The organism is Corynebacterium sp. H130 (genome assembly GCF_037572395.1).
Taxonomy (GTDB): Bacteria; Actinomycetota; Actinomycetes; order Mycobacteriales; family Mycobacteriaceae; genus Corynebacterium.
Genome location: NZ_JBBHLA010000004.1, coordinates 258,363 through 282,021 on the forward strand (window position 1 = coordinate 258,363; position 23,659 = coordinate 282,021).

At 59.5% G+C, this 23,659-nt stretch carries 19 protein-coding genes; 8 read left to right on the plus strand and 11 right to left on the minus strand.

Going from position 1 to position 23,659, the window contains the following annotated elements; genetic code table 11:
• The first annotated feature begins 95 nt into the window (after positions 1 to 95).
• Positions 96 to 221: a hypothetical protein gene (locus tag WG939_RS09370; protein ID WP_339985050.1), complete on the plus strand. Its 126-nt coding sequence runs from the start codon at positions 96 to 98 to the stop codon at positions 219 to 221.
• On the opposite strand, the gene WG939_RS09375 is transcribed toward WG939_RS09370, so the two are convergent.
• Genes WG939_RS09375 through WG939_RS09390 form a run of 4 tightly spaced genes read right to left on the minus strand, consistent with a single transcriptional unit; the run spans position 198 to position 5,075 of the window.
• Positions 198 to 1,790 carry an ABC transporter ATP-binding protein gene (locus WG939_RS09375; RefSeq protein WP_339985052.1) on the minus strand — a complete coding sequence of 531 codons (1,593 nt, stop codon included), beginning with the start codon at positions 1,788 to 1,790 and terminating at the stop codon, positions 198 to 200. The genes WG939_RS09370 and WG939_RS09375 overlap by 24 nt on opposite strands.
• Positions 1,787 to 2,617 (minus strand): ABC transporter permease, encoded by an 831-nt coding sequence (locus WG939_RS09380; protein WP_339985054.1) that lies wholly within the window; start codon positions 2,615 to 2,617, stop codon positions 1,787 to 1,789. Before WG939_RS09380 ends, WG939_RS09375 begins: the two co-directional genes overlap by 4 nt.
• A complete protein-coding gene (locus WG939_RS09385; RefSeq protein ID WP_339985056.1) occupies positions 2,614 to 3,558 on the minus strand; it encodes an ABC transporter permease in 945 nt (314 codons plus the stop codon). Before WG939_RS09385 ends, WG939_RS09380 begins: the two co-directional genes overlap by 4 nt.
• Positions 3,555 to 5,075, minus strand: a complete 1,521-nt coding sequence (locus WG939_RS09390; protein ID WP_339985058.1) for an ABC transporter substrate-binding protein — start codon at positions 5,073 to 5,075, stop codon at positions 3,555 to 3,557. Before WG939_RS09390 ends, WG939_RS09385 begins: the two co-directional genes overlap by 4 nt.
• Before the next feature lie 100 nt (positions 5,076 to 5,175).
• Between WG939_RS09390 and WG939_RS09395 the strand changes: the two genes are divergently transcribed.
• Positions 5,176 to 5,706 (plus strand): hypothetical protein, encoded by a 531-nt coding sequence (locus tag WG939_RS09395; protein WP_339985060.1) that lies wholly within the window; start codon positions 5,176 to 5,178, stop codon positions 5,704 to 5,706.
• 124 nt (positions 5,707 to 5,830) lie between these two features.
• Positions 5,831 to 7,684: a BCCT family transporter gene (locus WG939_RS09400; RefSeq protein WP_339985062.1), complete on the plus strand. Its 1,854-nt coding sequence runs from the start codon at positions 5,831 to 5,833 to the stop codon at positions 7,682 to 7,684.
• 49 nt (positions 7,685 to 7,733) lie between these two features.
• Here WG939_RS09400 and brnQ read toward each other — a convergent pair whose 3' ends face one another.
• Together brnQ and WG939_RS09410 are read right to left on the minus strand one after the other, a co-directional pair.
• Positions 7,734 to 9,119 carry a branched-chain amino acid transport system II carrier protein gene (gene brnQ, locus WG939_RS09405; RefSeq protein ID WP_339985064.1) on the minus strand — a complete coding sequence of 462 codons (1,386 nt, stop codon included), beginning with the start codon at positions 9,117 to 9,119 and terminating at the stop codon, positions 7,734 to 7,736.
• Positions 9,120 to 9,258: 139 nt separating this feature from the next.
• The gene (locus tag WG939_RS09410) at positions 9,259 to 11,103 is read right to left on the minus strand and encodes an ABC transporter ATP-binding protein (RefSeq protein ID WP_339985066.1); all 1,845 of its coding nucleotides are present in this window, start codon (positions 11,101 to 11,103) and stop codon (positions 9,259 to 9,261) included.
• Between the two features lie 89 nt (positions 11,104 to 11,192).
• Between WG939_RS09410 and WG939_RS09415 the strand changes: the two genes are divergently transcribed.
• Positions 11,193 to 11,723 (plus strand): hypothetical protein, encoded by a 531-nt coding sequence (locus WG939_RS09415; protein ID WP_339985068.1) that lies wholly within the window; start codon positions 11,193 to 11,195, stop codon positions 11,721 to 11,723.
• On the opposite strand, the gene crtI is transcribed toward WG939_RS09415, so the two are convergent.
• Both crtI and WG939_RS09425 read right to left on the minus strand, forming a co-directional pair.
• Entirely contained in the window at positions 11,720 to 13,192 is a 1,473-nt protein-coding gene (gene crtI, locus WG939_RS09420) for a phytoene desaturase family protein (protein ID WP_339985070.1), read from the minus strand. The genes WG939_RS09415 and crtI overlap by 4 nt on opposite strands.
• Positions 13,192 to 14,019, minus strand: coding sequence for a phytoene/squalene synthase family protein (locus WG939_RS09425; RefSeq protein ID WP_339985072.1), 828 nt, complete (start codon positions 14,017 to 14,019; stop codon positions 13,192 to 13,194). The genes crtI and WG939_RS09425 overlap by 1 nt, the downstream gene beginning before the upstream one ends.
• Before the next feature lie 119 nt (positions 14,020 to 14,138).
• Here WG939_RS09425 and idi point away from each other — a divergent pair, with 119 nt between their 5' ends.
• Complete coding sequence (gene idi / locus WG939_RS09430; protein WP_339985074.1) at positions 14,139 to 14,696, plus strand: isopentenyl-diphosphate Delta-isomerase; 558 nt, start codon at positions 14,139 to 14,141, stop codon at positions 14,694 to 14,696.
• Here idi and WG939_RS09435 read toward each other — a convergent pair.
• Both WG939_RS09435 and treS read right to left on the minus strand, forming a co-directional pair.
• Positions 14,682 to 15,833, minus strand: coding sequence for a phosphotransferase (locus WG939_RS09435; RefSeq protein WP_339985076.1), 1,152 nt, complete (start codon positions 15,831 to 15,833; stop codon positions 14,682 to 14,684). The genes idi and WG939_RS09435 overlap by 15 nt on opposite strands.
• 7 nt (positions 15,834 to 15,840) lie before the next feature.
• Positions 15,841 to 17,592, minus strand: a complete 1,752-nt coding sequence (treS, locus tag WG939_RS09440; RefSeq protein ID WP_339985078.1) for a maltose alpha-D-glucosyltransferase — start codon at positions 17,590 to 17,592, stop codon at positions 15,841 to 15,843.
• A gap of 83 nt (positions 17,593 to 17,675) precedes the next feature.
• Between treS and WG939_RS09445 the strand changes: the two genes are divergently transcribed.
• From WG939_RS09445 to WG939_RS09455, 3 genes are read left to right on the plus strand one after another with little or no spacing between them, the layout of a single operon-like run.
• Positions 17,676 to 19,238, plus strand: a complete 1,563-nt coding sequence (locus tag WG939_RS09445; RefSeq protein ID WP_339985080.1) for an FMN-binding glutamate synthase family protein — start codon at positions 17,676 to 17,678, stop codon at positions 19,236 to 19,238.
• Between the two features lie 4 nt (positions 19,239 to 19,242).
• Positions 19,243 to 21,225: a M3 family metallopeptidase gene (locus WG939_RS09450; RefSeq protein ID WP_339985082.1), complete on the plus strand. Its 1,983-nt coding sequence runs from the start codon at positions 19,243 to 19,245 to the stop codon at positions 21,223 to 21,225.
• Between the two features lie 3 nt (positions 21,226 to 21,228).
• Positions 21,229 to 21,396, plus strand: coding sequence for a hypothetical protein (locus tag WG939_RS09455; RefSeq protein ID WP_339985084.1), 168 nt, complete (start codon positions 21,229 to 21,231; stop codon positions 21,394 to 21,396).
• A gap of 156 nt (positions 21,397 to 21,552) precedes the next feature.
• On the opposite strand, the gene malQ is transcribed toward WG939_RS09455, so the two are convergent.
• Positions 21,553 to 23,631, minus strand: a complete 2,079-nt coding sequence (gene malQ / locus WG939_RS09460; RefSeq protein WP_339985086.1) for a 4-alpha-glucanotransferase — start codon at positions 23,629 to 23,631, stop codon at positions 21,553 to 21,555.
• Positions 23,632 to 23,659 lie beyond the last annotated feature (28 nt).

Below are 23,659 nucleotides of genomic sequence, written 5' to 3' on the forward strand. Positions count from 1 at the left end.
CTGCGATGAAGCGTGTCGAGGCGAAAGTTATCCAGAAGTCGCTTAACCTGAAGGGCAGTGCCACGCTATTGCACGTCCTTCAGGAGAGAAGTTTCATGGAGTTTTTCGCTTTGCCGGCAGCTGAGCAGGCTGAGTTCGATCGGCTCACTGCTATTTTCGAGGTCGAAGAGGAACACGTGCTTGACCCGTCCTACTTGCTACCGATCATTCACTCCAGCTAGCCGAGGTATCGCGGACAGCAGCTGGCGCGTGTACTCCTCCTGAGGTGAGTTGTACACCTGCTCAACGGGGCCCTGTTCAATCACTCGCCCCTTGTTCATGACCACGACATCCGAGCACAGTTGACGCACCACCGACAAGTCGTGGGACACGAAAATCAGCGACATCCCATGTGCGCCTACCAGGTCTTCCAAGATATTTAGGACCATTGCTCGCACGGACACATCGAGGGCTGAGACAGGTTCGTCGGCAAGCAAAATATCGGGTCGCACGGTGATGGCGCGCGCGATGGAGATGCGCTGACGCTGACCGCCGGAGAACTCGTGCGGGTAGCGGCTTAGCGCAGTAGCAGGGATCCCGACCTCGTCGAGTACGGTGCGCACGCGCTTCATCCGTTCGGCTTGCGAAAGGTTGCGGAGCGGTTCCGCCACGGAATCGGCAATGGTCATCCGCGGATCAAGGGAGGAAAACGGGTCCTGGAACACCATTTGGGTGCGACCGGAAACCTCAACTGTGCCCGAAGTGGGCTTATCCAATCCCGCGATGATCCGCAGCATCGTGGACTTTCCGGAACCGGAACCACCCACCAAGCCCAGGCGCTGCCCTCGGCGGAGGGTGAAGGAAACGTCTGTGGCCGCCACGGTTTCGCTCGCACCGAAAAGGGTGCGACGCTTGTACACCCGGCTGACGTCCGTCACGCGCACGATGTCCTCACCTGGCTTCGGACGCTGCGGCGTCGCCAAGGCAACACCTGGTTGGTAGGTGCCTTCCGCCGCGGAACGCACCGTGTACAGGTGCCCGTTCGCATCGCGCGCGTCAAGATCCGAGGCGGCGAGCAAACCGCGAGTGTAAGCGTGCTGTGGCCGGTTCAGCATGACTTCGGTCGGGCCATCTTCCACGATGTGGCCGTCCTTCATCACCAGGACTCGCTCGCTCACCGAACTAACAAGCCCCAGGTCATGGGTGATAAACAGTAACGCGGTGCCGTGCTTTTCTGCCAGCTGAATGATCAGCTCCACGATCTGTCGCTGCACCGTCACGTCGAGAGCGGTGGTGGGTTCGTCGCAGAGCAGCAGGTCCGGCCCACCCGCCAGCGCCATCGCAATGAGGACACGCTGTCGCTGCCCGCCCGACATCTGGTGCGGGTAGCGCTTTGCCATTTCAGGTGCGAGTCCGACGTCCGCGAGCAGATCCGCGGTGGCTGCCTTAGCCGCGCTTTTCGACGCTAAAGAGTGCACCGTCATGACCTCAGCGATCTGCGCGCCTACCGTCATCAACGGGTTAAGGGCGGTCATCGGCTCCTGGAAAATCATCGAGATCCGGTCGCCGCGGAGCTTAGCCAGGTCCTTTTCTGATGCGCCGAGTAGTTCCCGGCCCTGGAAAGTCACGCTGCCGGTGGCCGTGAGATTGCCATCTAGCAGACCCATGATCGCGAGCGCTGTCAGGGACTTGCCGGAACCAGACTCGCCGATGAGGCCGACTCGCTCACCAGGGGCGATGGAAAAAGACACCCCATGCAGCAATTCGGTTCCGGAGGCCGTGGTGACGCTGAGATTGTCGACAGTAATCACAGGGACTCCACCTTCACGGATCGACGTGTCTTGGGGTCGAGGACATCTCGCAAGCTATCACCCAGCAAATTGAATCCCAGGACGGTCACCGCAATGGTTGCGCCCGGCCACACCGCGAGCATTGGTGCGCTGGCCAGGGAGCTTTGGGCATTTTGCAGCAACCTGCCCCACGACGGATCAGGTGGTGGTGTGCCGAGTCCGAGGAAGGACAGTGCGGCTTCGGCCAGGATTGCCAGGGCGAAAGACACCGAGGACTGCACGATCAGCATGCCGGCGATGTTGGGTATCACGTGCTGCAGCGCGATGCGCCAACTTGGGAGGCCTGCATCGCGAGCAGCCAGGATGAAGTCCTTGCTCATCACCTGAATCGTGCCGGTGCGGGTAATTCGCGTAAACGCAGGAATCGACGCGACGCCGATCGCAGCCATGGCGGTGACAGTGGAGGATCCCCAAATGGCGCCAGTAATGATCGCAAGCAACAATGCTGGGAATGCGAGCAATACGTCAGTCATCCGCATGATCACGCGATCGATCCACCCGCGGCGCATGCCCGCGATCAGGCCCAATGGAGTTCCAATGACTGCACCAATTCCGGTGGCTACGATTCCCACGAGCAAAGCGATCTGAGCGCCGGCCATCATCTGGGAAAACACATCGCGGCCGTAACGGTCCGTGCCCATCAGATGCCGCAGGCTGGAGCCTTGCAAACGATCGGCTGGGATGGCGTGAATTGGATCGTATGGAGTCCAGACGAAGGACACCAAGGCCGCCGCGACCACTGAGGCAACGATGGCGAGGCCAACTTTTCCAGAAAAGTTCAGTTTCATTGGGTCCTCGTTCGTGGGTCGATAATCGTGTGCGCCACATCAACCGTCAGATTGACCAGCAGAGTGAACAAGACAAGGAGCATCACGATCGTTTGTACCGTGGTGATGTCTCGGCCTACGACGGCGTCGAGAAGCATGGAACCCAGCCCAGGGATGGTGAAAACGCGCTCGATCACCACGGCGCCCACCACCAGCGACGTCAACTGCAAACCAGCAACTGTGACCACCGGTAGCGCTGCGTTGCGCAGTCCGTGGCGACGAAGAGCTTGCAAGGTGGTAAGTCCCTTTGCACGGGCAGTGCGGAGAAAATCGTCCTTCAAAATGTCGAGCACCGCGCTACGTACGTACCTAGTCATGATCGCGCCCTGGACCGCTGCGAGAGCGCCCGCAGGCAAAATCAAGCGGGAGAGGAATCCCATGAAGGAATAGCCGGGCGGGATCCAGCCGTTGGCGGGGAACCAGCCGAGGCGGACAGAAAACACCGACACGGCAAGGATCGCAGCGAGGAAGGACGGGATGGCGATGCCGAGCTGCGATGCGGCCGTAATAGCAATACCGTCCCAGGACCTTGCGCGCAGCGCGGCCCAGGTGCCCAGCGGAATGGCGATGAGTAGCGAGAGCAGCATCGCGGTCATCACGAGAATGAGCGAGACTTGCATGCGGTCCCACACCAGGGGAGAGATTTCGGCCCCGGAGGTCAGAGATCGGCCGAAATCGCCACGGAAGATTCCACCCATCCACTGGAAGTATTGAGTGAGTAGTGGCTGGTCGAGGCCCAATTGCGCGCGCTTGGCAGCCACAGCTTCGGCGGTTGCGGTGACTCCTAGAGCTACTTCAGCAGGGTCGCCTGGCACCACTCGGAGCAGTAAGAAGACCACAATGCTGGCGAAGAGGAAAGTGGTGAGGTAGCGCACCACAAAGCGTGCAATTCTTAAGGTCATGAGTTCTTCCCCAATCCAGCCAGAGCGATGCCATCAGTTCGCACGTCAGGTTCGATGCCGGTGATGTCTTCGCGCGCCACCACAATGTTTGGGAAATTGAACAAGGTATCTGCCGCTGCATTCGACATGATCGTGTCTACGGCTTGCCCCATGAGCTGCGGGTATTCCGCCTCGGTGCCAGCGTCAGCGCGCGCGAAAAGCTCGGTCGTGGTCGGGTCGTCGTAGCCGAGGTAGTAGCCCTTGGAAAAGAGCGTGGTGAGGTCGCGTGGCTCGACGTGCGCGATCAAAGACATGTCGTAATCCTTGCCTTTGAGCACTTGCGATAGCCACACCGCAGGAAACTCTACCGATTGAATGGTCACATCCAGACCGACATCCCTCAGCTGTGAGACAACCAGCTCGGAAATTGCTGAGGCATAGGGCAGAGACGGGACGGTGAAGGTCACCTTGTTGTTGGACTCATTGATCCCGGCCTCTGCGAGCAGCCGACGAGCCTTGTCCGGATCAAACGGGTACTGTTCAGACTTGTAAAACCACGGGTCCGTAGGAGGAACCGGAACGCCTCCGGTGTCGGTGCCGTACCCGTCCCACGCGGTATCGATCACCGCCTGTCGGTCAATCGCGTGCATCACCGCTTGGCGCACGCGCACATCATTGAAAGGTGCGCGCTGGTTGTTCATGGATAGCAGCACCTCGCCATTTGTGGTGCCTACCTGCACTTGGTAGTCGCCCCGCGCCTGCAGCACGTCGAGTAGCTCGGGGCTTTGCATCGCCCACACCACATCGACATCGCCGGACTGCAGCGCGTTTGTTGCTCCGACGGCATCAGAGAAGTAGCGGATCGCAGCGGTGTTGTTGGCTGGTCGCTCACCCCAGTAATCCGAACGAGCGGTGAAAGTCAGCGACTGTCCGACGGCCCAGTGGTCCAGCACGTATGGGCCGGTTCCGATGGGCTGTTCCGCAAGCTTATCGACGCCATTCGGCGTCATCATCGCGCCGACAAACGTACCCATCGCCCATAGCCATTGATTGCTTGGTCGCTTGAGGCGAACCTTTAACGTGTGCTGATCGAGGGCTTCGGTACTTTCCACCACGGCCATCTGTGATTTCAAACCATTGGTCCAGGCATCGGTGCTGACGCGATCAATGGAAAACTTTGCGGTGTCGGCAGTGAATTCATCACCGTTGGAAAAGCGGACCCCTTCGCGTAGGTGGAAGATGTACTCTCGCCCGTCGTCGCTGCGCTCCCAGCTGGTGGCGAGCAGTGGTTGGACCTGGCCTTCTTCGTCGATGTGGACGAGCCCCTCGTAAACGTTCTTCATCAGCGCGCCAGGTATAGCGGCGCCCGCGGTGCGGGTGAAGTCAAGGGAAGCTGGCGGGCCAAAGGTGGCCACTACCACGGCGTTTGAATCGGCGATGCGGCCGACCCGGGTGGCGGTGCTGCCCGCTGAGCACGCGCTCAGTGCCAGGGTGGCAGTGAGGGCGATAGCGGTGAGTACCGTGCTCACAGTGCGCATGTTATCCCGATCTCACGAATATGGGGGGTTTGTTAACACGCAACATTATAGGGCGCAGCCTCCGGATCCCTAACTGGTATGCGCGTTAGACTTGTGCCCCGTGGAACCCATTCGCGTGACCTCAGATTTTGGAGCCCTGCTGCGTTCGCCGGCGGCGCGAACCTTGGGTTTGCTCATTCTTGTTCTCGGCCCGTTGACCTGGTTCTTATACCGGTCGCTTGAAGGAACAGACAACGGAACTTTGCGGTTGTTGTACGGGTTGGGTGTCGCAGCTCCTGCGTGTGGCATTGTGGTCGCGGTATTCAGCTTTTTGGGATTTTTGGTGCGTAAGCGTCGCGTCGTGCTGAACGTGGGGGAGCAGGTGAGCCTGCCACGCACGGGTATAGAATTTGCCCTGAGTGATCTGGATACCTTGCAGCTTTTCACAAAGGACGGCGCTTCCTATTTGGCGCTGTTGCCCAGCCACGTTCTTGAGCGACTCACCGCAGCTACTGCCCGGTCGGGCGAGCACAAACTCGATGGCTACATTGTGGAATTTCCTGAGCGGCCAAACTTCCAGACGTACGAGGTTGCCGACAAAATTCGCCACGCGAATCCAGCCGTACAGATTGAAAAAATAGGCGCTGTCTAAATAACGAAAAAATTACCATTAGGTCACGGGTTGTGAGGATCGTAGGAAAACGTAGTGGTTGTGCAGTAATCGAGTAATAATCTCGAACTTTGTCACAGTCCGTTTTCTCACAGGAAGACCTTTCATGGATTCCATCAAAGTGGTCGAAGAGACCACTCCCGACAACCCCAAGGACCGTTCATTTCTGGGGCTGAAGACTGATCCGCTGATCTTTCTAGCCTCTACCGGGTTCATCATCGTATTCGTAGTCGCCACGATTGCGCTGGGTAAGCGAGCACAGGAGACATTCACTTCCATTGCAGGTTCGCTGCTCACCAACGTTGGATGGATGTACATCGGTGGTGTGTCCTTGGCGTTCCTCTTTCTCATCGCTATCTTTGTTTCCCGTTTCGGTCGGGTCAAACTCGGCGACGATGACGATGAGCCAGAGCACTCCCTGCCCGTGTGGTTCGCCATGCTTTTCGCAGGTGGAACCGGTGCGGTCCTGATGTTTTGGGGTGTGGCCGAGCCTATCAATCACTACTACAACGTGCCGAAAGGCGACGTAGACTCCCAAACCCAGGCAGCTGCGCGTGAGGCGATGGCCTTCACTTTCTACCACTTTGGCCTGCACATGTGGGTGATCTTCGTACTGCCAGGCTTGGCACTCGGCTACTTCATTTACAAGCGTAAACTTCCGCCACGCCTATCCTCGGTGTTCGCTCCGTTGCTTGGCGCGCGCATCTATTCCACGCCGGGCAAGCTTATCGACGCCCTCGCGGTCGTCGGCACCGTGTTCGGCATCGCAGTGTCCGTAGGACTTGGCGCGCTCCAGGTCAACGCAGGTCTGCACAAGATGTATGGTGTCCCCGAGATCAGCTGGGTGCAGCTGGCTATCTTGCTGGTGATCACTGTTGCCGCGTGTTTGTCGGTGGCATCTGGTTTGGAAAAGGGTATCAAGATTCTGTCGAACCTCAATATCGGCATGGCAATGTTGTTCCTGATCTTCATCCTGATCGCGGGCCCAACTTTGACCCTGCTGCGTGCGACGGTGGAGAGTTTCGGTATCTATGCAGCTGAGCTTCCTGAGCTGATGTTCTGGACCGATTCCTTCGATCAAAACCCAGGTTGGCAGGGCAAGTGGACCGTGTTCTACTGGGCTTGGACGATCTGTTGGTCACCATTCGTGGGCCTTTTCGTGGCCCGTATTTCGCGAGGCCGCACGGTGCGCGAGTTCATCGCCGGTGTCCTTGCCTTGCCGACGACCTTCGCCCTCATCTGGTTCGCCATTTTTGGCCGCGCTGGACTGGAACTCGAATTCTCCGATCCTGGCTTCCTGACCACACCGGTTGTCGTGGAAGGCGACGTTCCGGCTGCGCTGTTCAAGTTCCTTGAGGCATATCCGATGACGGCTATTGTGGCCCCGCTTGCCCTGGCAATCGTCGTCATCTTCTTCATCACCTCCATTGACTCCGCAGCCATGGTCACGGACATGATGTGCACCGGCGAGGAAAACCAATCGCCAACTTCATATCGAGTCCTGTGGGCCGTGCTCATTGGTTCGGTGGCGGCGGCACTCTTGCTCGTCTCCCCGGATACGGGCATCGCAACACTACAGGAAGTCGTGATCATCGTGGCATTGCCGTTCTTCCTCATGCAGTTCGTGATGATGTACTCACTGATCAAGGGCATGAGCGATGACGCTGCGGCGCGTCGCAAGGTACAGACCCGTCAGTGGGAGAAGACGGATACCCCGGAGAAGCTGGAGGCTCACGAGGCGTTGCCAGCGCCGGGCTACGACGACGAAGGCAACGAGCTGCCAACCCTGCGATACGACTACGACGAAGAAGGCCGCATCGTCATCTCTGGTGACGTGGTCATCGCCGGCGACCTCGGCGTGGTGGGCGATATCGACGAGGATCCACACGACGACAGTTCGAGTGAAGTTGGGGACAGTCACACGGTGATTGAGTCCACTTCACCGCGAAACTGGACTTAGAAAAAAGGGGGCTGGTTCAACATTGAACCAGCCCCCTTGTTCGTTGGCGTTAGAGCGTTGGCAGCTCTGGCTCTACGTCTTCACGAAGGACAATGTCTTCCTTCGGACGGGTGAAGTCAATGATGGCGCCAATGACTACTGCGATCAGGGTAGGTACAACCCAGCCCAGATCAATCTTGTGCATTGGGGACCAGCCGATGATTGGCTCGATAACGTTGGAGCCCCAGCCCAGGGTGTTGAAGCTCATCAGGGCAGCCCAGATGATGGCCACTGGCAGCGCCAGCTTGAACATGGTGTTCATGCGACGGCCGAACAGTGGCTCAGCCAGCGTCAGGAAGATCAGGGCGATGGCTGGTGGGTACAGGAAGCCGATGATTGGACCGGCGATGGCCAGGACTGCTTCCAGGCCCATGATGGACAGCAGGGTAGCCACGACGGTGAAGATCACTGCCCACACGCGGTAGGAGATCGAAGGCACCAGGTGGTTGAAGAACTCAGAGGTCGCGCCGATCAGGCCAACGGAGGTGGTGATGCAGGCGAGCAGCACGATGGCGCCGAAGACGATCATGCCTGGCTGGCCCATGGTCAGCTTCGCAGCGTCGGTAAGCAGGGCAGCGCCGTTGGCGTACTTGGTTGGCTCAGGGATGACCTGGCCGATCATGCCCAGGCCGACGTAGATCACTGCGAGCAGTGCGCCAGCGATGACAGCGGCCATCGATACGCCACGAACCAGGGTGTTGCCCTCTGGGAAGCCCTTGTAACGCAGTGCGTTCACGACGACGATGCCGAAGGCCAGGGCTGCGAGGGAGTCCATGGTCAGGTAGCCGACAACCAGGCCGTGCGCCATTGGTGCGTTGGAGTAGTCGGCGTTTGCAGCGCCTGGGGTGCCATCGAGGTTGGCGATGGACAGGATGACCAGCAACACCAGCAGGATCAGCAGGAGCGGGGTCAGTGCCTTACCCAGCGCATCCACCAGGCCGGCAGGGTTGAGTGCTAGCAACAGGGAAACGCCGAAGAAGATAATGGAGAACACCGCGTTGGCGGCCATGCCGCTCATGCCGGTGATCGGAACGATAGCGGTCTCGAAGCTGACCACACCGGTTCGAGGCAGTGCGTAGAAGCAGCCAATCGACAGGTAGGTGAGCACAGGGAAAAGAATTCCGAAGATCGTTCCGCCACGCTTGGCGAGGTCCTGGACGTTGTTACCGGTGAGGGCGATGGAGACGACGCCGATGACTGGAAGGGCTACGCCAGCAAGGCAGAAGCCAATGATGGCTGGCCAGAACTTGTCGCCGGACTCGACGCCCAGCATTGGAGGGAAGATCAGATTGCCGGCGCCGAAGAACATCGAGAACAGCATCAAGCTGGTCGCGACGACAATCGTGGTGCGCGACTTTGCGCTCATTGGTGAGGCAGTTGAGTCGGCGTTGGTCATGAGAAACCTTTCAAAGAATCCATTTCTTGTGCTGCCCATAGTCTTGAGCCGAGGGTGGAGGTCAAAACTAGTGGAACAGTGCTATCGAGTATGGGGTGTCCATGATCATAGCAGCTTGTCTCACTAAGTGGGAAAAATTTTAGGATTGCAGTCCAAACTGCTGCAGTCTCCTGCGGTTTTCTTGTGAATTAGAAGCAGTTAACTGGAGTAATTCGGCGTAAATTCCCCCCGTTGTGGCGAGCTCAGCTGGCGAGCCGATCTCGTCCACTCGGCCGTCGACAAGCGTGATGATCTTGTCGACCGTGGCGATCGTCGACAGGCGGTGCGCGATGATCAACGTGGTGCGGCCAACCATGAGCTCATCCAGGCCCTTCTGTACAGCGCGCTCGGCCTTGGTATCCAGCGCCGAGGTGGCCTCATCGAGGACCAACACCGGGGCGTCCTTCAAAATCGCGCGAGCGACCGCCACGCGCTGCTTCTGACCGCCAGATAGGCGCAGACCTCGCTCGCCAATGACGGTGTCGTAGCCGTCCGAGAACTTCGTGATGAAGTCGTGGGCGTTCGCGCGCCGGGCCGCCTCGATGATTTCCGCTTCGGTTGCATCGGGGCGACCGTAGGCGATGTTCTCTCGGACTGTGCCAGAAAACAGCGCTGCCTCCTGGAACACCACGCCAACCGACGAACGCAAGGTTGCGTTATCGAGCTGATCCACATCCTGACCACACACCAGCATCCGGCCGGAACTCGGGCGATACAGACCCAGCAACAGGTTCACCAGGGTGGACTTGCCGCCACCTGACTCGCCGACCAGCGCAATGCGTTCGCCAGCCTCGGCTGCAAAAGTGACGTCGTGGATGACCTCTTCGTCGGTGTAGCCAAAGCTCACGCCGTCGAAAGCGATCACTGGCTTGTCCGCCGTTGGCTTCAAGGGGGTTACTTGCTCGGGGTGCAGCTCCGGTGTTTCTGAAGTGCTAGCTGCAGCAATCAGCTGCTTATTAGCGGTGTGCTCCGGGATTTGGGCCATGACCTCGAAGTAATCAATCGATCCTGCAATCGCACGCTGTGCAGAATCCACCAAGTAGCTCATCATGAAAACGGGCTGCTTCGCCATGTTGATGAGCTGCAAAAGCAGCACGAGATCGCCCAAGCTGAAGTATCCGTGCAGCGTGCGGTAGAAGAGCAAAAAGTAAATGCCGAAGAAGATCAAGTTCATCGCGCCGCCGCGGGCAAAGTCCATCGCGTGCCAGTAACGAGACTGCGCGCGAGTGAGGGTGACGGTGTGGGCGTATCGACGGCCAAAGCCACCTAGCTCCCTCAGCTCCGACACAAAAGACTTGACCACCTTTACTTGGCCGACGACCTCGGCAAACCGACCTCCGGCGATGTCGATATCCTTGTTCTTTTCTCCCTCAATGCGCTGCCACTTCTTCGAGGTCAGGGTGGTGAGCCACATGTACAGCGGGAAGATAATGGCAAGCAGTAGAGCCAGTGGCCAGTAGTACCAACCAGTGATGCCCAGCACCGCGACGGTGGTGATGAGCATTGGGAAGAAGTTGTTGGAAAAAGACTGGAGGAACTGCGTGATGGACGTGATGGAGCGGTCGAGGCGCGCGATGATCGTGCCGGTGACCTGGTTATCGAAGTAGCCCTGTGGCAGGCTCAGCAGTTTGGCAAAGTACCGGGTGGACAGGATCTGGCGCATGCGGGCCGACATCACGTCGCCGATGTAGCCGCCAATGTTGTGGATGGTTGTGTTTGCCAGTTCAGCGGCAAGCAACCCCAGAGCGAGGAAGATGATGGTCTTGGTGACGCTATCTGCGGTCACCTCGCCGCTGACCGCAGAGACGATGTTGTTCGTAGCAGTGCGCAAAATGAACGGCGTGACCAGGGACAACGCGGCGACCGCGACGGAAGCGAGAATCACCCCCACATAAAACGGCCAAAGTGCAGAAGTGGTTCGTAAGATTCGGGCTAAAGATCGCACGGCTTTCCCATCAAGTTGGTTGGTGACCTAGCTACAATATCCTTAAAAGGCTCTAAGATGCTTTCCGAAAACGACTCCAAGGTTGATTAATGACTCTTCACCCACGCTCTGCCATCGCTCTCCTTGCCGCCGTAACCTTGACTCTTTCCGGCTGCGCGCCTCTCGGTGAGATGTTGAATGGAAAGAACGCGACGGTCGCTGGCGACGGTGAAGAAGTCCACGTGGAAAAGACCAAAGAGCCACAATTCGAGCCAAAGCAGGTAGCTCCAGTTACTGCCAAGACCCCTAGCGAAGCCGTGAAGGACGAAGGTCTCGGCGTGGAGTGGCGGATCATGTCCGTCGATCAAGGTCCAACAGGTGGCGCGCGCTGCCGCATTGAAATGAAAAACCTCAACGAAAAATTTGCCGTGCCACAGTCCGCAGTGGGCGACCCAACCCTGTCCACCAAGGCCGGTGGCAAGATCGCTCTGAAGCAGGTAGAAGATCAAGGCCTGGACGCACCACTGGGTGCGCTGGCCACCACGGTTATTGAGTACACGTTCAACACCACGCCGTGGAGCCTGAGCGATGCCGAATTCCAGATCGGCAACGCCATTTTCAAGGGCTACCTGAACCTCTAGAGTTTCCCTTCTTCCCGCAACCTGGTCAGCACATTTTCGGCGCTGATCAGGCACATCGGCAAACCCACCCCAGGAACCGTCGTCGCACCCGCAAAGTACAGGCCGTCAACCTTCCGCGATGCGTTGCTGCCACGCAGGAAAGCAGACTGGCCGAGCGTGTGTGCCAGACCGATCGCGTTGCCCCGCCACGCGTTGAAGTTTTCGGCAAAGTCGCTCGGCCCGATGCTGCGCCTCACGACGACGTTGCCTGCAATCCGCGAGCCCGTGCGCTCGTCGATAAGCGCGATGACTTGATCGATGATGCTCTCAACCTTCTGGTCGCCACCGTGACCAAAGTCCTCGCGGGCCGGAACTGGGATGAGCACAAATACGTTGGAATGGCCTGCTGGGGCGCACCCAGGATCGGTCTCCGACGCCTTGCAGACGTAGATCGAGCGGGAGTAACCGTCCCCCTTTTCCAGTGCGCGGAAGTCCGCGTCCCAGTCCTCGCTGAGGATCAGTTGGTGGTGGGTGAGCTCAGGGAGCTCACCGCGTACGCCCAACAACGCAACGACGCAGCTGATACCCGGATCTTTTCGGTCCCACTTCGTGGTGCGCAGCTGTTGGGGCAGCAGGGACTCGGTGTGGTTGAGGTCTGCGCCAGAAACGACGATGTCTGCACTGAGGTGCGCAAGCTTGTCATTATCCATAACGCGCACGCCGGTCACTGATCCGGCGCTCGTGGTGATGGCAGTGACGGTCGCGCCCGTGCGAATCTCTGTGCCCTTTTCACGGGCGAGATCGGCGATGGTAGCCATCAGTTGCGAGAAACCGCCCATCGGATAGCGCACGCCCTCCACCAGATCGGTGTGGGACAACAAGTGGTACATCGCCGGGGTGCGACGCGGGGCGCTGGAAAGGAATACCGCGGGATACTCCAACACTTGGCGGATCCTGCGGTCGTGGAAATCGCGGGCCACCCACTGGTGCAGATTGAGCGTGAGGAGCTGCGTGAGCAGGGCAATGTTGCCCAGCACCTGCTTGGTGAGGAAAGGCGCAAGTGAAGAAAACGTGGTGTACAAGAAAGAATCGACTGCCACCCGGTAGGTGAAGCTCGCAGTCTCCAAGTACTTTTGCGCGACGGCGCCCGCTCCGGGCTCGAAGGATTCGAAAAGCTCCGGCGCTTTGCCCGTCTCAACGTCAAAGGCAGCGGCGTTCTCGGGAAAGACCCGATACGCAGGGGAGAGGTCGACCAAGTTAAGGCGCTCGCGAGTGGCGGTGCCGAGAGATGCGAAGAACCGGTCGAAGGCCTCGGGCATCAAATACCAGCTGGGGCCGGTGTCGAAAGTGAAACCATCAACCTGGAGCGAACCGGCACGGCCGCCGAGCTCGGAGTTCTTCTCTAGTAGTGTGACTTCGGCTCCCGCGTCGGCAAGCAAGGCCGCGGTGGCCAGGCCTGCGATTCCGCCTCCGATGATGATGGCGCGCATTAATGCTCCTTGAGTCGTGGGGCGATGGCAACCGCGCGGGCAGCCAGATAGCTCTTTCGGGTGGCGGGAACGCGGACGCGTTCAGTGGCGATATCCGCTAGTGACGCAGCCTCCAACCTGTCCGTGAGGTCCTGGAACAACAGGAAGGCAGCAAACACTCCCGTTCGGGCGGTAAGTGGCAAGAATGGAATTCCGAGTCGCGCAATGGCCAGATCATCTCGAATTTGCTTGATCAGCTCTGCCTTGCTGTCGGCGGTGAGCTGTACATAGTGCCGGCCGAGCGCGGTGTCATCGGTGTGGTAGTCGCGGAGGAAATTAATCAGCTGAAATGCCCGGCCCAAATGACGTGCCGAGGTAAAACAGGTGCCCTCCGCGCGAGCAGACAAGTTCTTTCCAGAGATGAAGATGCTCAGGCACATCAGCCCAATGACCTCGGCGGAACCGAAGACGTAGGTGTCAAGGCTTTCCGGGGTGTGCACGTCTGGCGTGAGGTCGGCGCGCATGGAGGCGAAGAACGAGCGAAGGTGCTCGGGATCGATCGAACATTCCCGCGCCGTTCGTGCAAAGGCGTGCAACGCAGGGTTCGAGGAAAACTGCAGGTCGATCGCTTGAAAGGTGGCGGCTTCAAAATCGCTCAATGCCTGAGCAATTTGTTCCGGGCTCAGCCCTGCCTCGGCTGCGACGCCGTCGACGATCTCGTCGGCAATGCGCACTACTGCGTATAGGTTTTTGATGTGCGCCCTCGTCTCCGGGCCAAGGAGGGAGCTCGCTAGCGAAAAACTCGTGGAATACGATGCGATCACCGCTTCGGCCGAACGAGTGGACATCCGGGTGAATTTTTCCAACGGTGTCACAGCCAAAACCTACCTTGCGAAACTGCCATGCCCTCCATATTCTCACGACTGGTGACACAAACACAGCTGCCCTTCGGCTACGGTGGTAAATCATGACAGTGAGCCCTGAATTGGTCGTCCTTGTTGCCCCCGACGGAACCGCCACCGGGACCGCGCCGAAAGCAACCGTGCACACCGCGGACACCCCGTTGCACCTTGCGTTTTCCTGCTATGTACAACGCGAATCGGGGGAATTGCTGATCACCAGGCGCTCACTCCACAAGCTGACGTGGCCGGGCATCTGGACCAATTCCATGTGCGGGCATCCCGGCCCCGGGGAAGACTTCGAGGCTGCGATTGCCCGGCGCGCCACCGTTGAGCTGGGGCTGCCGGAGGACGTGCTTGTCGACGTCCGTTGCATCCTTCCTGAGTTCGCCTACCGGGCAACCGATTCCTCCGGAGTCGTGGAATGGGAGATTTGTCCGGTGTTCCGCGCGACGCTTCCGGAAGGCGTGGATGTTCAGCCTTCGCATTTGGAAGTTGATTCTCACACCTGGGTGAGCCCGCAAAATCTGATTTCTGCAGTGCACAGCGCCCCGTTCGCCTTCAGTCCGTGGATGGCGGAGCAGCTGACGAACAAGGAGCTGCGGGACGCGCTACTTGGAAAGTAGGCGCCTCACCGCTCCGAGTGGGATGTGCACCCAGTCGGGGCGGTTGTTTACTTCGTAGGCAACTTCGTAGAGCGCTTTGTCCACGATGAGAGCTGTGAGCAGCGGAGATTCTTTTGCGCCGTACGCTTGCAGCAGCGATTGCGAACAGTCCGCCAGCCACTCATCGGGGTTGTCCAGCGTGCCCTCAAAATGAGCCGCGTAGTCGAAGGAACGCAGCAACCCGGCGACGTCCTGCAGTGGGGAGAACATCTGTCGTCGCTCGGCAAGGGGGCGTGCCGGTTCGCCCTCGAAGTCGATGAAGAGATAACGATCATTCGTGCGCAGGATCTGACCGAGGTGGGCGTCTCCGTGGATTCGTTGCACCGTGGTCGTGCCCGCCGCAGCCTCGCGATAGACCGCACGGATCTGTCCCCCGTAGTCGGCGAGCACGGGAGCCTGTTTGATCAGTGTCTCCATACGATCCACCAGTCCGGAAACGATTCTGTTGGCAGGCACTTCTGCCGTCCCGAACGCCTCAGCCAGATCGCGGTGAATCTGACCCATGGCCTGGCCGATCAGCTCAGCCTCATCCGCGCACGGGGCACCAGCCCCAGCGCGGGAGGTGATGAGGTCCCAACCTTCCCGGGAACCTTGCGCAAAGTCCTGCACCATCGCAGTGACATAGGTGTCGCCATCCCATTCGATGTGTGAATAGGCGCGCAGGCGCGGGACGTAGGCGCAGCCTACCTTCGCGAGGCCTTCCAGCAGCTCGACCTCCGGATTAATCCCGGGCTCGAGCTTGCGGAAGAACTTGGCAATGGCAGGGCTCTCGCCTTTAAAGATCAGCGAGGAGTTCGATTGCTCAGCGCCCGATACAGACACCTCGGCTGGTTCGGGTAGCACCGGGTCGGAGACAACCACGAGAGTGCCGTCGCCAACCGCCTTGCCGGTAGCGAAGCACTGCGCGACCGCGTCCAACACTTCTTGGGTGTGGAGGACGTCGCGATCTTCGCTCAGGACGAGCTGATACAGGTCGCCGTCGACGTCGGCAAGCACCCATCGAGCAGGGCCACAGGGGGCGCTACGCAGTTCGGTGAGGTTGGTGATGCCGGCCTGCTTGGATCGAAAGAATCGTTGCTGGGCAATGTCTTCGTACATGGCGTTCCTAACGGGTCAGGTCGAACCAGAAGAAGCCGTGTGGGGCGAGGGTGACGGTCCACTCGCGGTCGCCGATTTCGGGGAAGTCGGCGCCACCGGTGAGCTCGCGAGGCACGACGCGGACGAATTCGGAAAGGTCCAAAGACACAGCTTGTGGGCGCTTGGACAGGTTGTTCACGCACAAGATGACCTGGCCCTCGAACTCGCGCAGGTAGCAGAACACTGCGTTGTTCTCGGATTCCACCTCGCGGAACGTACCCAGGCCAAACGCCTCGTAATGCTTGCGCACATGAATCAGCGAGCGCGTCCACTTGAGGAAGGAATTCTCCTGATTCATCTGCGTCTGCACGTTTACCGCCGCGTAGCCGTACTGCGCGTTTTGAATTGCAGGCAGGTACAGTCGCTCCGGGTCGGCCTTGGAAAAGCCACCGTTGCGGTCATCACTCCACTGCATTGGGGTGCGGACGCCGTCGCGGTCGTGCAGCCAAATGTTGTCGCCCATGCCGATCTCATCGCCATAGTAGAGCACCGGAGAACCGGGCAGGGAAAGCAGCATGGCGTGGAACAACTCGAGCTGGTTGCGGTCGCCGTCGAGAAGCGGGGCTAGACGACGGCGAATGCCGACATTCGCCCGCATGCGTGGCTCTTTCGCGTACTGCGAATACATGAAGGCGCGTTCCTCATCCGTCACCATTTCCAGCGTCAGCTCGTCGTGGTTGCGCAGGAAGATGCCCCACTGGGCCGTCTTTGGAATCGGCGGGGTGTCGCGGATGATGTTGGAGATCGGGATGCGGGATTCCTTGCGCACCGCCATGAACAGGCGTGGCATGAGCGGGAAGTGGAAGGCCATGTGGCACTCGTCGCCGAGCTCCGGTTCGCCGAAGTACTCCACCACGTCGCGTGGCCACTGGTTGGCCTCCGCGAGCAGGACGCGGCCTGGGTATTCCTTCTCAATCACCTGGCGGCACAGCTTCAGGAACTCATGCGTTTCCGGCAGGTTCTCGCCATTGGTGTTCTCGCGTTCGAACAGGTACGGCACGGCATCCAGGCGGAAGCCATCCAGGCCGAGATCGAGCCAGAAGCGCATCGCATCGAGCATCGCGTCCTGCACGGCCGGGTTGTCGTAGTTCAGGTCCGGCTGGTGGCTGAAGAAACGGTGCCAGTAGTACTGACCGCGCACCGGGTCATACGTCCAGTTGGACTCCTCGGTGTCGATGAAAATAACGCGGGCGTCTTCGTAGAGCTTGTCGGTGTCGCTCCACACGTAGAAGTCGCCGTAAGGGCCCTCCGGGTCGCGCCGAGACTCGACGAACCATGGGTGCTGGTCCGAGGTGTGGTTCATGACCAAGTCGGTAATCACACGGATGCCACGCTGGTGCGCCTTGTCGACGAGCTCGACGAAGTCATCCACTGTGCCAAACTCGGGCAGGATCTCGCGGAAATTGCGGATGTCGTAGCCGCCGTCTTTGAGTGGGGAATCATAGAACGGCGGAATCCAGAGGCAGTCCACGCCAAGCCACTGCAGATAGTCGAGCTTGCTCGTCAGTCCCCGCAGGTCACCGATGCCGTCGCCGTTGGCATCGGAGAATGCTCGAACGAGCACTTCGTAAAACACGGCCTGCTTGTACCACTCGGGTTGTGGGCGCTCCCACGGCTCTTCGCCGGGAGCGGGGGCTGGCGTGCGGTAGCTGTCAGCCGATGGTTCGACCACGAATCCTTGGTCGTCGATCAGAGGGGTGGTGGAGATCGGTTCAGTCATAACAACAAGCGTAGGCAAATATCTACAACTGTGTCGCGTACGTCACTATGATGTAGAGGGCAATCCAAAAGATTAACGGGAGAATGTTCGTGAAAAAGCTCAAAATTGGGGCAATCGCGCTGGCCGCAGGTACCTCTGCACTGGCGGTATATGACTACCTGCAACCAAAGCACTCAATCCGTCGCAACTTCCCAGTCGTGGGACGTGCCCGCTGGATCGCGGAATCGCTGCGAGACCCGGTGCAGCAGTACTTCGTGGAATCCGACACCGACGGCGCACCGTTCGACCGTGAAACTCGCACCATGGTGTACCAGCAGGCCAAGAACCTGGGCGCGGAGGAAGCCTTTGGTACTGAGCGCGACCTGCTCAAGCCAGGCCGTGACCACATCATGCACTCGGCGAACCCTGCGCCGATGCTGACCGAGGCTCCAAAGGTTCGCCTAGGTGGCCCGCAGTGCACCCAGCCTTTCGACATTCCACTGTTCAATATCTCCTCCATGTCTTATGGCTCCCTGTCCAAGACGGCTGTCCTGGCGATGAACAAGGGCGCAGCCATGGGCGGATTCGTGCACGAGACCGGCGAAGGCGGCCTGACCCCGTACCACCTGGAATACGGAGCGGATTTGGTCTGGGAAATCGGTTCCGGCTATTTCGGTTGCCGTAACGAAGACGGCACTTTCAGCCCGGAGAAGTTTGCAGAAAAGGCGAAGACCTCGCAGGTCAAGGCGATCCTCATCAAGCTCAGCCAGGGGGCAAAGCCAGGCATGGGTGGCATGCTGCCAGGTGAAAAGGTCACCGAAGAGTTGGCGGAAATCCGAGGCATTCCGGTAGGCAAGGACTGCCTGTCCCCATCCTCTCACTCGGCATTTACCAACCCGACGGAGATGATGCACTTCATCCAGCAGCTCCGTGAGCTCTCTGGCGGAAAGCCGATCGGTTTCAAGCTGTGCGTCGGTACCCGCCATGAGGTGCTGTGCATGTGCAAGGCCATGGTGGAAACGGGCATTCTCCCGGACTTCATCACCGTCGACGGCGCCGAAGGCGGCACCGGCGCAGCACCACTGGAATTCCTCGACCGCGTGGGTACGCCACTGTCTGAGGGCCTGATCATCGTTCACAACGCACTCGTTGGCTGCAACCTGCGCCAGCACATCGCGATTGGTGCTGCGGGCAAGATCGTCGGAGGCGCGGACATCATCCGTCGTCTCGCGATTGGCGCAGACTTCACCAACTCGGCCCGTGGCATGATGATGGCGGTTGGCTGTATCCAGGCAAAGGCCTGCCATACGAATGAGTGCCCAGCGGGCGTCGCAACGCAGGACCCACGCTTCTACCGTGGCCTCGACGTTGACGATAAGGCCGAGCGTGTAAAGAACTACCAGGCCAACACCCTGAAGTCAGCCATGCGCATCCTATCCGCCATGGGGCTTACCGACTTCCGTGACCTGGGCCCAGCCCACATTGTTCGTCGTATTGACCCGACCACGGCCCGTCCTTACGAGGACATTTTCGACTGGTTGGCACCCGGTGCACTCCTCAACGGCGAAGCGCCATACGATTGGCAGCGTGACTTCGATCGCGCGTCTGCCGAAACGTACACCGCTCCGCCGACCCGCGCTGGCCTGATTCGTACCCGAATGGACTAAACATATGAACCCGTTGCTCGACCCCTCGACGCTGGACTACCAGCTGCCACCATTTGCACAGATCAAGGTGGAGGATTATCTGCCGGCCTTTGAAACGGCCCTGGTAGACCACCAGGCGGAGATCGCTGCGATCGTCGCCAACCCAGAGCCTGCCACCTGGGAAAACACGATGGAGGCGTTCGAGGCGTCGGGCCAGGCGCTCGCTCGCGTGTCCAATGTGTTTTTCAACCTTTCGGGTACGGACGCCTCCGATGAGTTCAATGCCATCTCTGAAGAAGTCCTGCCGAAGCTGTCGGCGCATTCCTCGGCGATCTACCAAAACTCGGAGCTTTACGCGCGACTGAAGTCGCTCACCGCTCCTGAAGATGAGGAAAGCCAGCGCCTGCTGGACTACACCCTGCGCGCCTTCCAGCGTCGGGGTGCGGACCTTGATGACGCTGGTAAGAAGCGATTGACCGAGATCGATTCCGAGCTATCTTCGCTGTCGGAAACCTTCCGGAACAACCTGCTGGCCGACACGAAGGACCTCGCTGTCTCCTTTGAGCGTGACGAACTCGCTGGCTTCAGCGACGCCCGCATCGAATCTGCTGCTGCCTACGCGCGTGAGTTGGGTCGCGAAGGTTACGTTGTGCCACTTGAACTGCCAACCGTGCAGTCCGAGCAGGCAGCGCTCGATCTTCCGGAATCCCGCGCAAAACTCTACGAGGCATCTCAGCAGCGCGGTCGTGCGAATGGCAAGGTGGCTCTGGACATGGTGCGCCTGCGCGCAGAACGCGCTGAGCTGCTTGGCTACGCCAGCCACGCTGAGTACATCGTTGAGGAAGAAACTGCGGATGACGCGGAAGCGGTCCGCAACCTGCTGAGCGGGCTTTCTCCAGCTGCGTCAGCAAACGCGGCAGGGGAGTACAAGCTGCTCGCCGAGGCTGCAGACGGCGACATCTCTGGTGCCGACTGGCCATATTGGGAATCCAAGGTCCGCGCACGCGACTTCGCGCTGGACGAGGATGAGCTGCGCACCTACTTCCCGCTGTCTCGGGTGCTGCGCGACGGCGTCTTCTATGCTGCCAACCTGCTCTACGGAATCACCATCGAGCCCCGTGAAGACCTCGAAGGCTACGCCGAAGGCGTGGACGTGTGGGAGGTTAAGGAAGAAGACGGAACGGGCATTGGTTTGCTCCTCACCGACTACTTCGGCCGGCCGTCGAAACGCGGTGGCGCGTGGATGAGCTCCTTCGTTGACCAAAGCCACCTGCTGGGGACCAAGCCGGTGATCGTGAACGTCATGGGCATCACCAAGCCGGTGTCAGGGGACGCGTATCTCACCCTCGACGAGCTCACCACCGTCTTCCACGAATTCGGCCACGCGCTGCACGGTCTGCTTTCCGACGTACGCTACCCAAGTTTCTCCGGCACGAACGTGCCGCGCGACTACGTTGAATTCCCATCTCAGATCAATGAGAACTGGGCGTTCCACCCAGCGGTGCTCGCCAACTACGCTCCGGAGCTGCCACAACGCCTTATCGACGCCATCGAAGCCGCCAAGCAGTTCGGCCAAGGTTTCGCCACCAGCGAATACCTTGCAGCATCGATCATCGATTTCGCCTGGCACAGCCTGTCCTCCAGCGAACTGGCAGACATGACCGAGGCTGACATCGATGCCTTTGAACAGCGCGCGCTGGAGTCATACGGCTTGAGTGTCGAGCACATCAAGGCTCGCTACCAGACCCGATACTTCAACCACATTTTCGGTGGCGGGTACTCCGCTGGCTACTACTCCTACCTGTGGGCAGAGGTGCTCGACGCCGACGGCTACGACTGGTTCACCCAGCAAAGTGATCTGCGCGCAGCCGGCCAGAAGTTCCGTGACCTGGTGCTCTCTCGCGGTGCCTCCAGGGACTACACCGCTGCATTCACCGAGTTGCGCGGTCGTGAACGGGACATGGAGCCATTGCTGCGCCGTCGTGGATTGGGTGGCTCCAAGGTGTAGGCTATGCACATCATGGATCTCATCACCTCAGCGCCACTCTGGCTGCAAGCACCTCTTGTGGTGGCAGTTTCGGTGCTGTTGTGTGGGGTCCTGGCATTCTTGCTCCTGCGCGTCATCGACGTTGTCGGGGGACATACACACCGATGGTTCGAAGGAAAGAATGAAGAATAAGTATCCGCAATCCAGGGTGAAGCTTGCCCTTTACGTGCTGCTTGCACTCGTGGTCATTGCCTGGCTGATTAGCCTCATCTAGAAAAACATCCCCCATTTGGGCACCGTCACCTGGGAAAACTCCAGGAAAGCGGTCCAAATGGGGGATTAATTTCTTTAGTGGCGCTTGCCGGCCTCCGCAATCTTCTTGAACATCGGATGCGAGGCTAGGTCGTCGATAAGCACCGGCTTGCCCTCGGAATCGCACAGTGGCACGCACCAGTTCGGGTACATGTCGCGGGTGGTACCCGGCTGGTTTTGGGCGCGGATGTCGCCGACCATGTCCACGAGGGACGTGCAGGTGAGCAGGGATGGGGTGGAAGCGACGAAGCGGTGCATGTCGGCCATGAGCTCGACAAAATCGCCGTCAAAGCGCTTGTCTCCGAAGTCTTCGCCACCGCGAACCATGGACAGCACCTGGTTCTGCCACGCCACATCCTCGGCTTCTTCCTCGGCCGCCGGACGGGTGAGTACGCCCAAGTTTTCGCGCAAGGTGATGTGGGAGCCCTGCAGGTAGCCCATGGTTGGTGGCAGGTCGTGGGTCGTGACGGAGGACAGCGCGAGCTCGCGGTACTCGGTTGCTGGCTTCGGGGTGTCACCGTTGTTTTCGAACCACAGGATCGAGGTGCCCATGATGCCACGGCTGGCCAAGACTTCCTGTACCCAAGGCTCAAAGGTGCCAAGGTCTTCGCCCACCACGACGGCGCCGGCGCGCTCTGCTTCCAGGGCAAGAATGCCGACGAGAGCGTTGTGATCGTAGTAAACGTACGTGCCAGTCAGCGGAGACTGCATGCGCGGAATCCACCACAGACGGAACAGGCCGAGGACGTGGTCGATGCGGATACCGCCAGAATGGCGCAGCACGGTGCGGAGCATGTCACGCCATGGCTTGTAACCGGCACGCGCCAACTTCTTTGGATGCCACGGAGGCTGCGACCAGTCCTGGCCCTGCTGGTTGTAGCCGTCAGCGGGAGCTCCGACAGACGCAGCTGGGGCAAGAACGGATGCGAGGTTTTCAGCGTCGGCGCCACCTGGGTGCACACCAACCGCGAGATCAGCCATGATGCCGATGCTCATGCCAGCCGCCTTGGCGCGCGCCTGCGCGTTCTCCAGCTGCTGGTCACAAATCCACTGCATCCAGCGGTAGAAATCAGCAGTTTCCTCCACGGATGGCATGATGCCGTGGTTGGAATCCTCCGGGCGCTCGCGATGCTCGCGGGCTGCACACCAGCGGGCAAAATCATCCAGGCCCTTGCCTTCGAGAGCGCAGTAGTCCTCAAAAGCCTTCTGACGCTCAGGGGAGCGCACCACGTGGAAAATCTCGTGCAGCACCTGCAGCTTGGCCATGAAAATCGGGTTGCGTTCGATGATCGCATCGGAGGTATTGAGTTCCCGGAACTCTGCTGCCATTTCCTTGATGTCGGCGAGCAGCTCCTTGTCCAGACCAGCCATCTCTGGAATGTCCTCGACCCGGATGTAAATCGGGTTGATGAAGCGGCGGGTGGTCGGCAGGTAAGGGGAATCCTCAACTGGTGGGAATGGCTCTGCTGCGTGCAGCGGGTTGATCAGCAGGAAGTCGGCGTCGGCTTCCTTCGCCAGCACTTCAGCAGTGGCGCCCAAGTCATTGAAATCGCCCATGCCCCAGGAATTCTTGCTGCGCACTGAGTACATCTGGCTCATGGCACCCGCCACGCGGCCTGTGACCGTCGACAAGCGCTCTGGCGTGACGACGAGCGTTGCCGTCGCCTTCAAATTGTTGGACACCAGCGTGATTTCATGCCAACCCAGGGGAATGTCGGCGGGGATCGCGAAGGAGGCTTCGCCCCACATGACGCCGTCGATGTTGCGTGGCGGGGTCCAGTTTTCGCGCTGCTCGGCAGCGATGGTGGTGCCGTCCTCGAGGTAGATGCTGACCTCAGCAGGGGCGCCGTCGTGGACGTGGACGTTCACCACGTACTCGGAGCCAGCGGTCATTACCACGGTCGGTGGGAGAGGTAGGGACGCTGCTTCGTTGTGGAAGTCCTCGATGGCAGCGCTGATGGAGTCATGGTTTGGATCGACGTCAACATCGAGGGCATGAAGAGTCTTCAGCAAGGTGTCTTCAGAGACCTCAATGAATTCGCCGTCCGACGACCAGTAGCTCGTTGCCACGCCGTGGAGATCTGCCAGTTCCTTAAGGGATTCGAAGTAGCTCACAAGAAAACATATTGCCATCGAACGGCGT

Excerpts from the sequence above, each read along its gene's own strand:
- WG939_RS09370 (WP_339985050.1), top strand. The coding sequence starts at position 96 with ATGGAGTTTTTCGCTTTGCCGGCAGCTGAGCAGGCTGAGTTCGATCGG.
- WG939_RS09380 (WP_339985054.1), bottom strand. The coding sequence starts at position 2,617 with ATGAAACTGAACTTTTCTGGAAAAGTTGGCCTCGCCATCGTTGCCTCA.
- WG939_RS09385 (WP_339985056.1), bottom strand. The coding sequence starts at position 3,558 with ATGACCTTAAGAATTGCACGCTTTGTGGTGCGCTACCTCACCACTTTC.
- WG939_RS09390 (WP_339985058.1), bottom strand. The coding sequence starts at position 5,075 with ATGCGCACTGTGAGCACGGTACTCACCGCTATCGCCCTCACTGCCACC.
- WG939_RS09400 (WP_339985062.1), top strand. The coding sequence starts at position 5,831 with ATGGATTCCATCAAAGTGGTCGAAGAGACCACTCCCGACAACCCCAAG.
- brnQ (WP_339985064.1), bottom strand. The coding sequence starts at position 9,119 with ATGACCAACGCCGACTCAACTGCCTCACCAATGAGCGCAAAGTCGCGC.
- WG939_RS09415 (WP_339985068.1), top strand. The coding sequence starts at position 11,193 with ATGACTCTTCACCCACGCTCTGCCATCGCTCTCCTTGCCGCCGTAACC.
- crtI (WP_339985070.1), bottom strand. The coding sequence starts at position 13,192 with ATGCGCGCCATCATCATCGGAGGCGGAATCGCAGGCCTGGCCACCGCG.
- WG939_RS09425 (WP_339985072.1), bottom strand. The coding sequence starts at position 14,019 with ATGTCCACTCGTTCGGCCGAAGCGGTGATCGCATCGTATTCCACGAGT.
- idi (WP_339985074.1), top strand. The coding sequence starts at position 14,139 with ATGACAGTGAGCCCTGAATTGGTCGTCCTTGTTGCCCCCGACGGAACC.
- WG939_RS09435 (WP_339985076.1), bottom strand. The coding sequence starts at position 15,833 with ATGTACGAAGACATTGCCCAGCAACGATTCTTTCGATCCAAGCAGGCC.
- treS (WP_339985078.1), bottom strand. The coding sequence starts at position 17,592 with ATGACTGAACCGATCTCCACCACCCCTCTGATCGACGACCAAGGATTC.
- WG939_RS09445 (WP_339985080.1), top strand. The coding sequence starts at position 17,676 with ATGTTCGTGAAAAAGCTCAAAATTGGGGCAATCGCGCTGGCCGCAGGT.
- WG939_RS09450 (WP_339985082.1), top strand. The coding sequence starts at position 19,243 with ATGAACCCGTTGCTCGACCCCTCGACGCTGGACTACCAGCTGCCACCA.
- WG939_RS09455 (WP_339985084.1), top strand. The coding sequence starts at position 21,229 with ATGCACATCATGGATCTCATCACCTCAGCGCCACTCTGGCTGCAAGCA.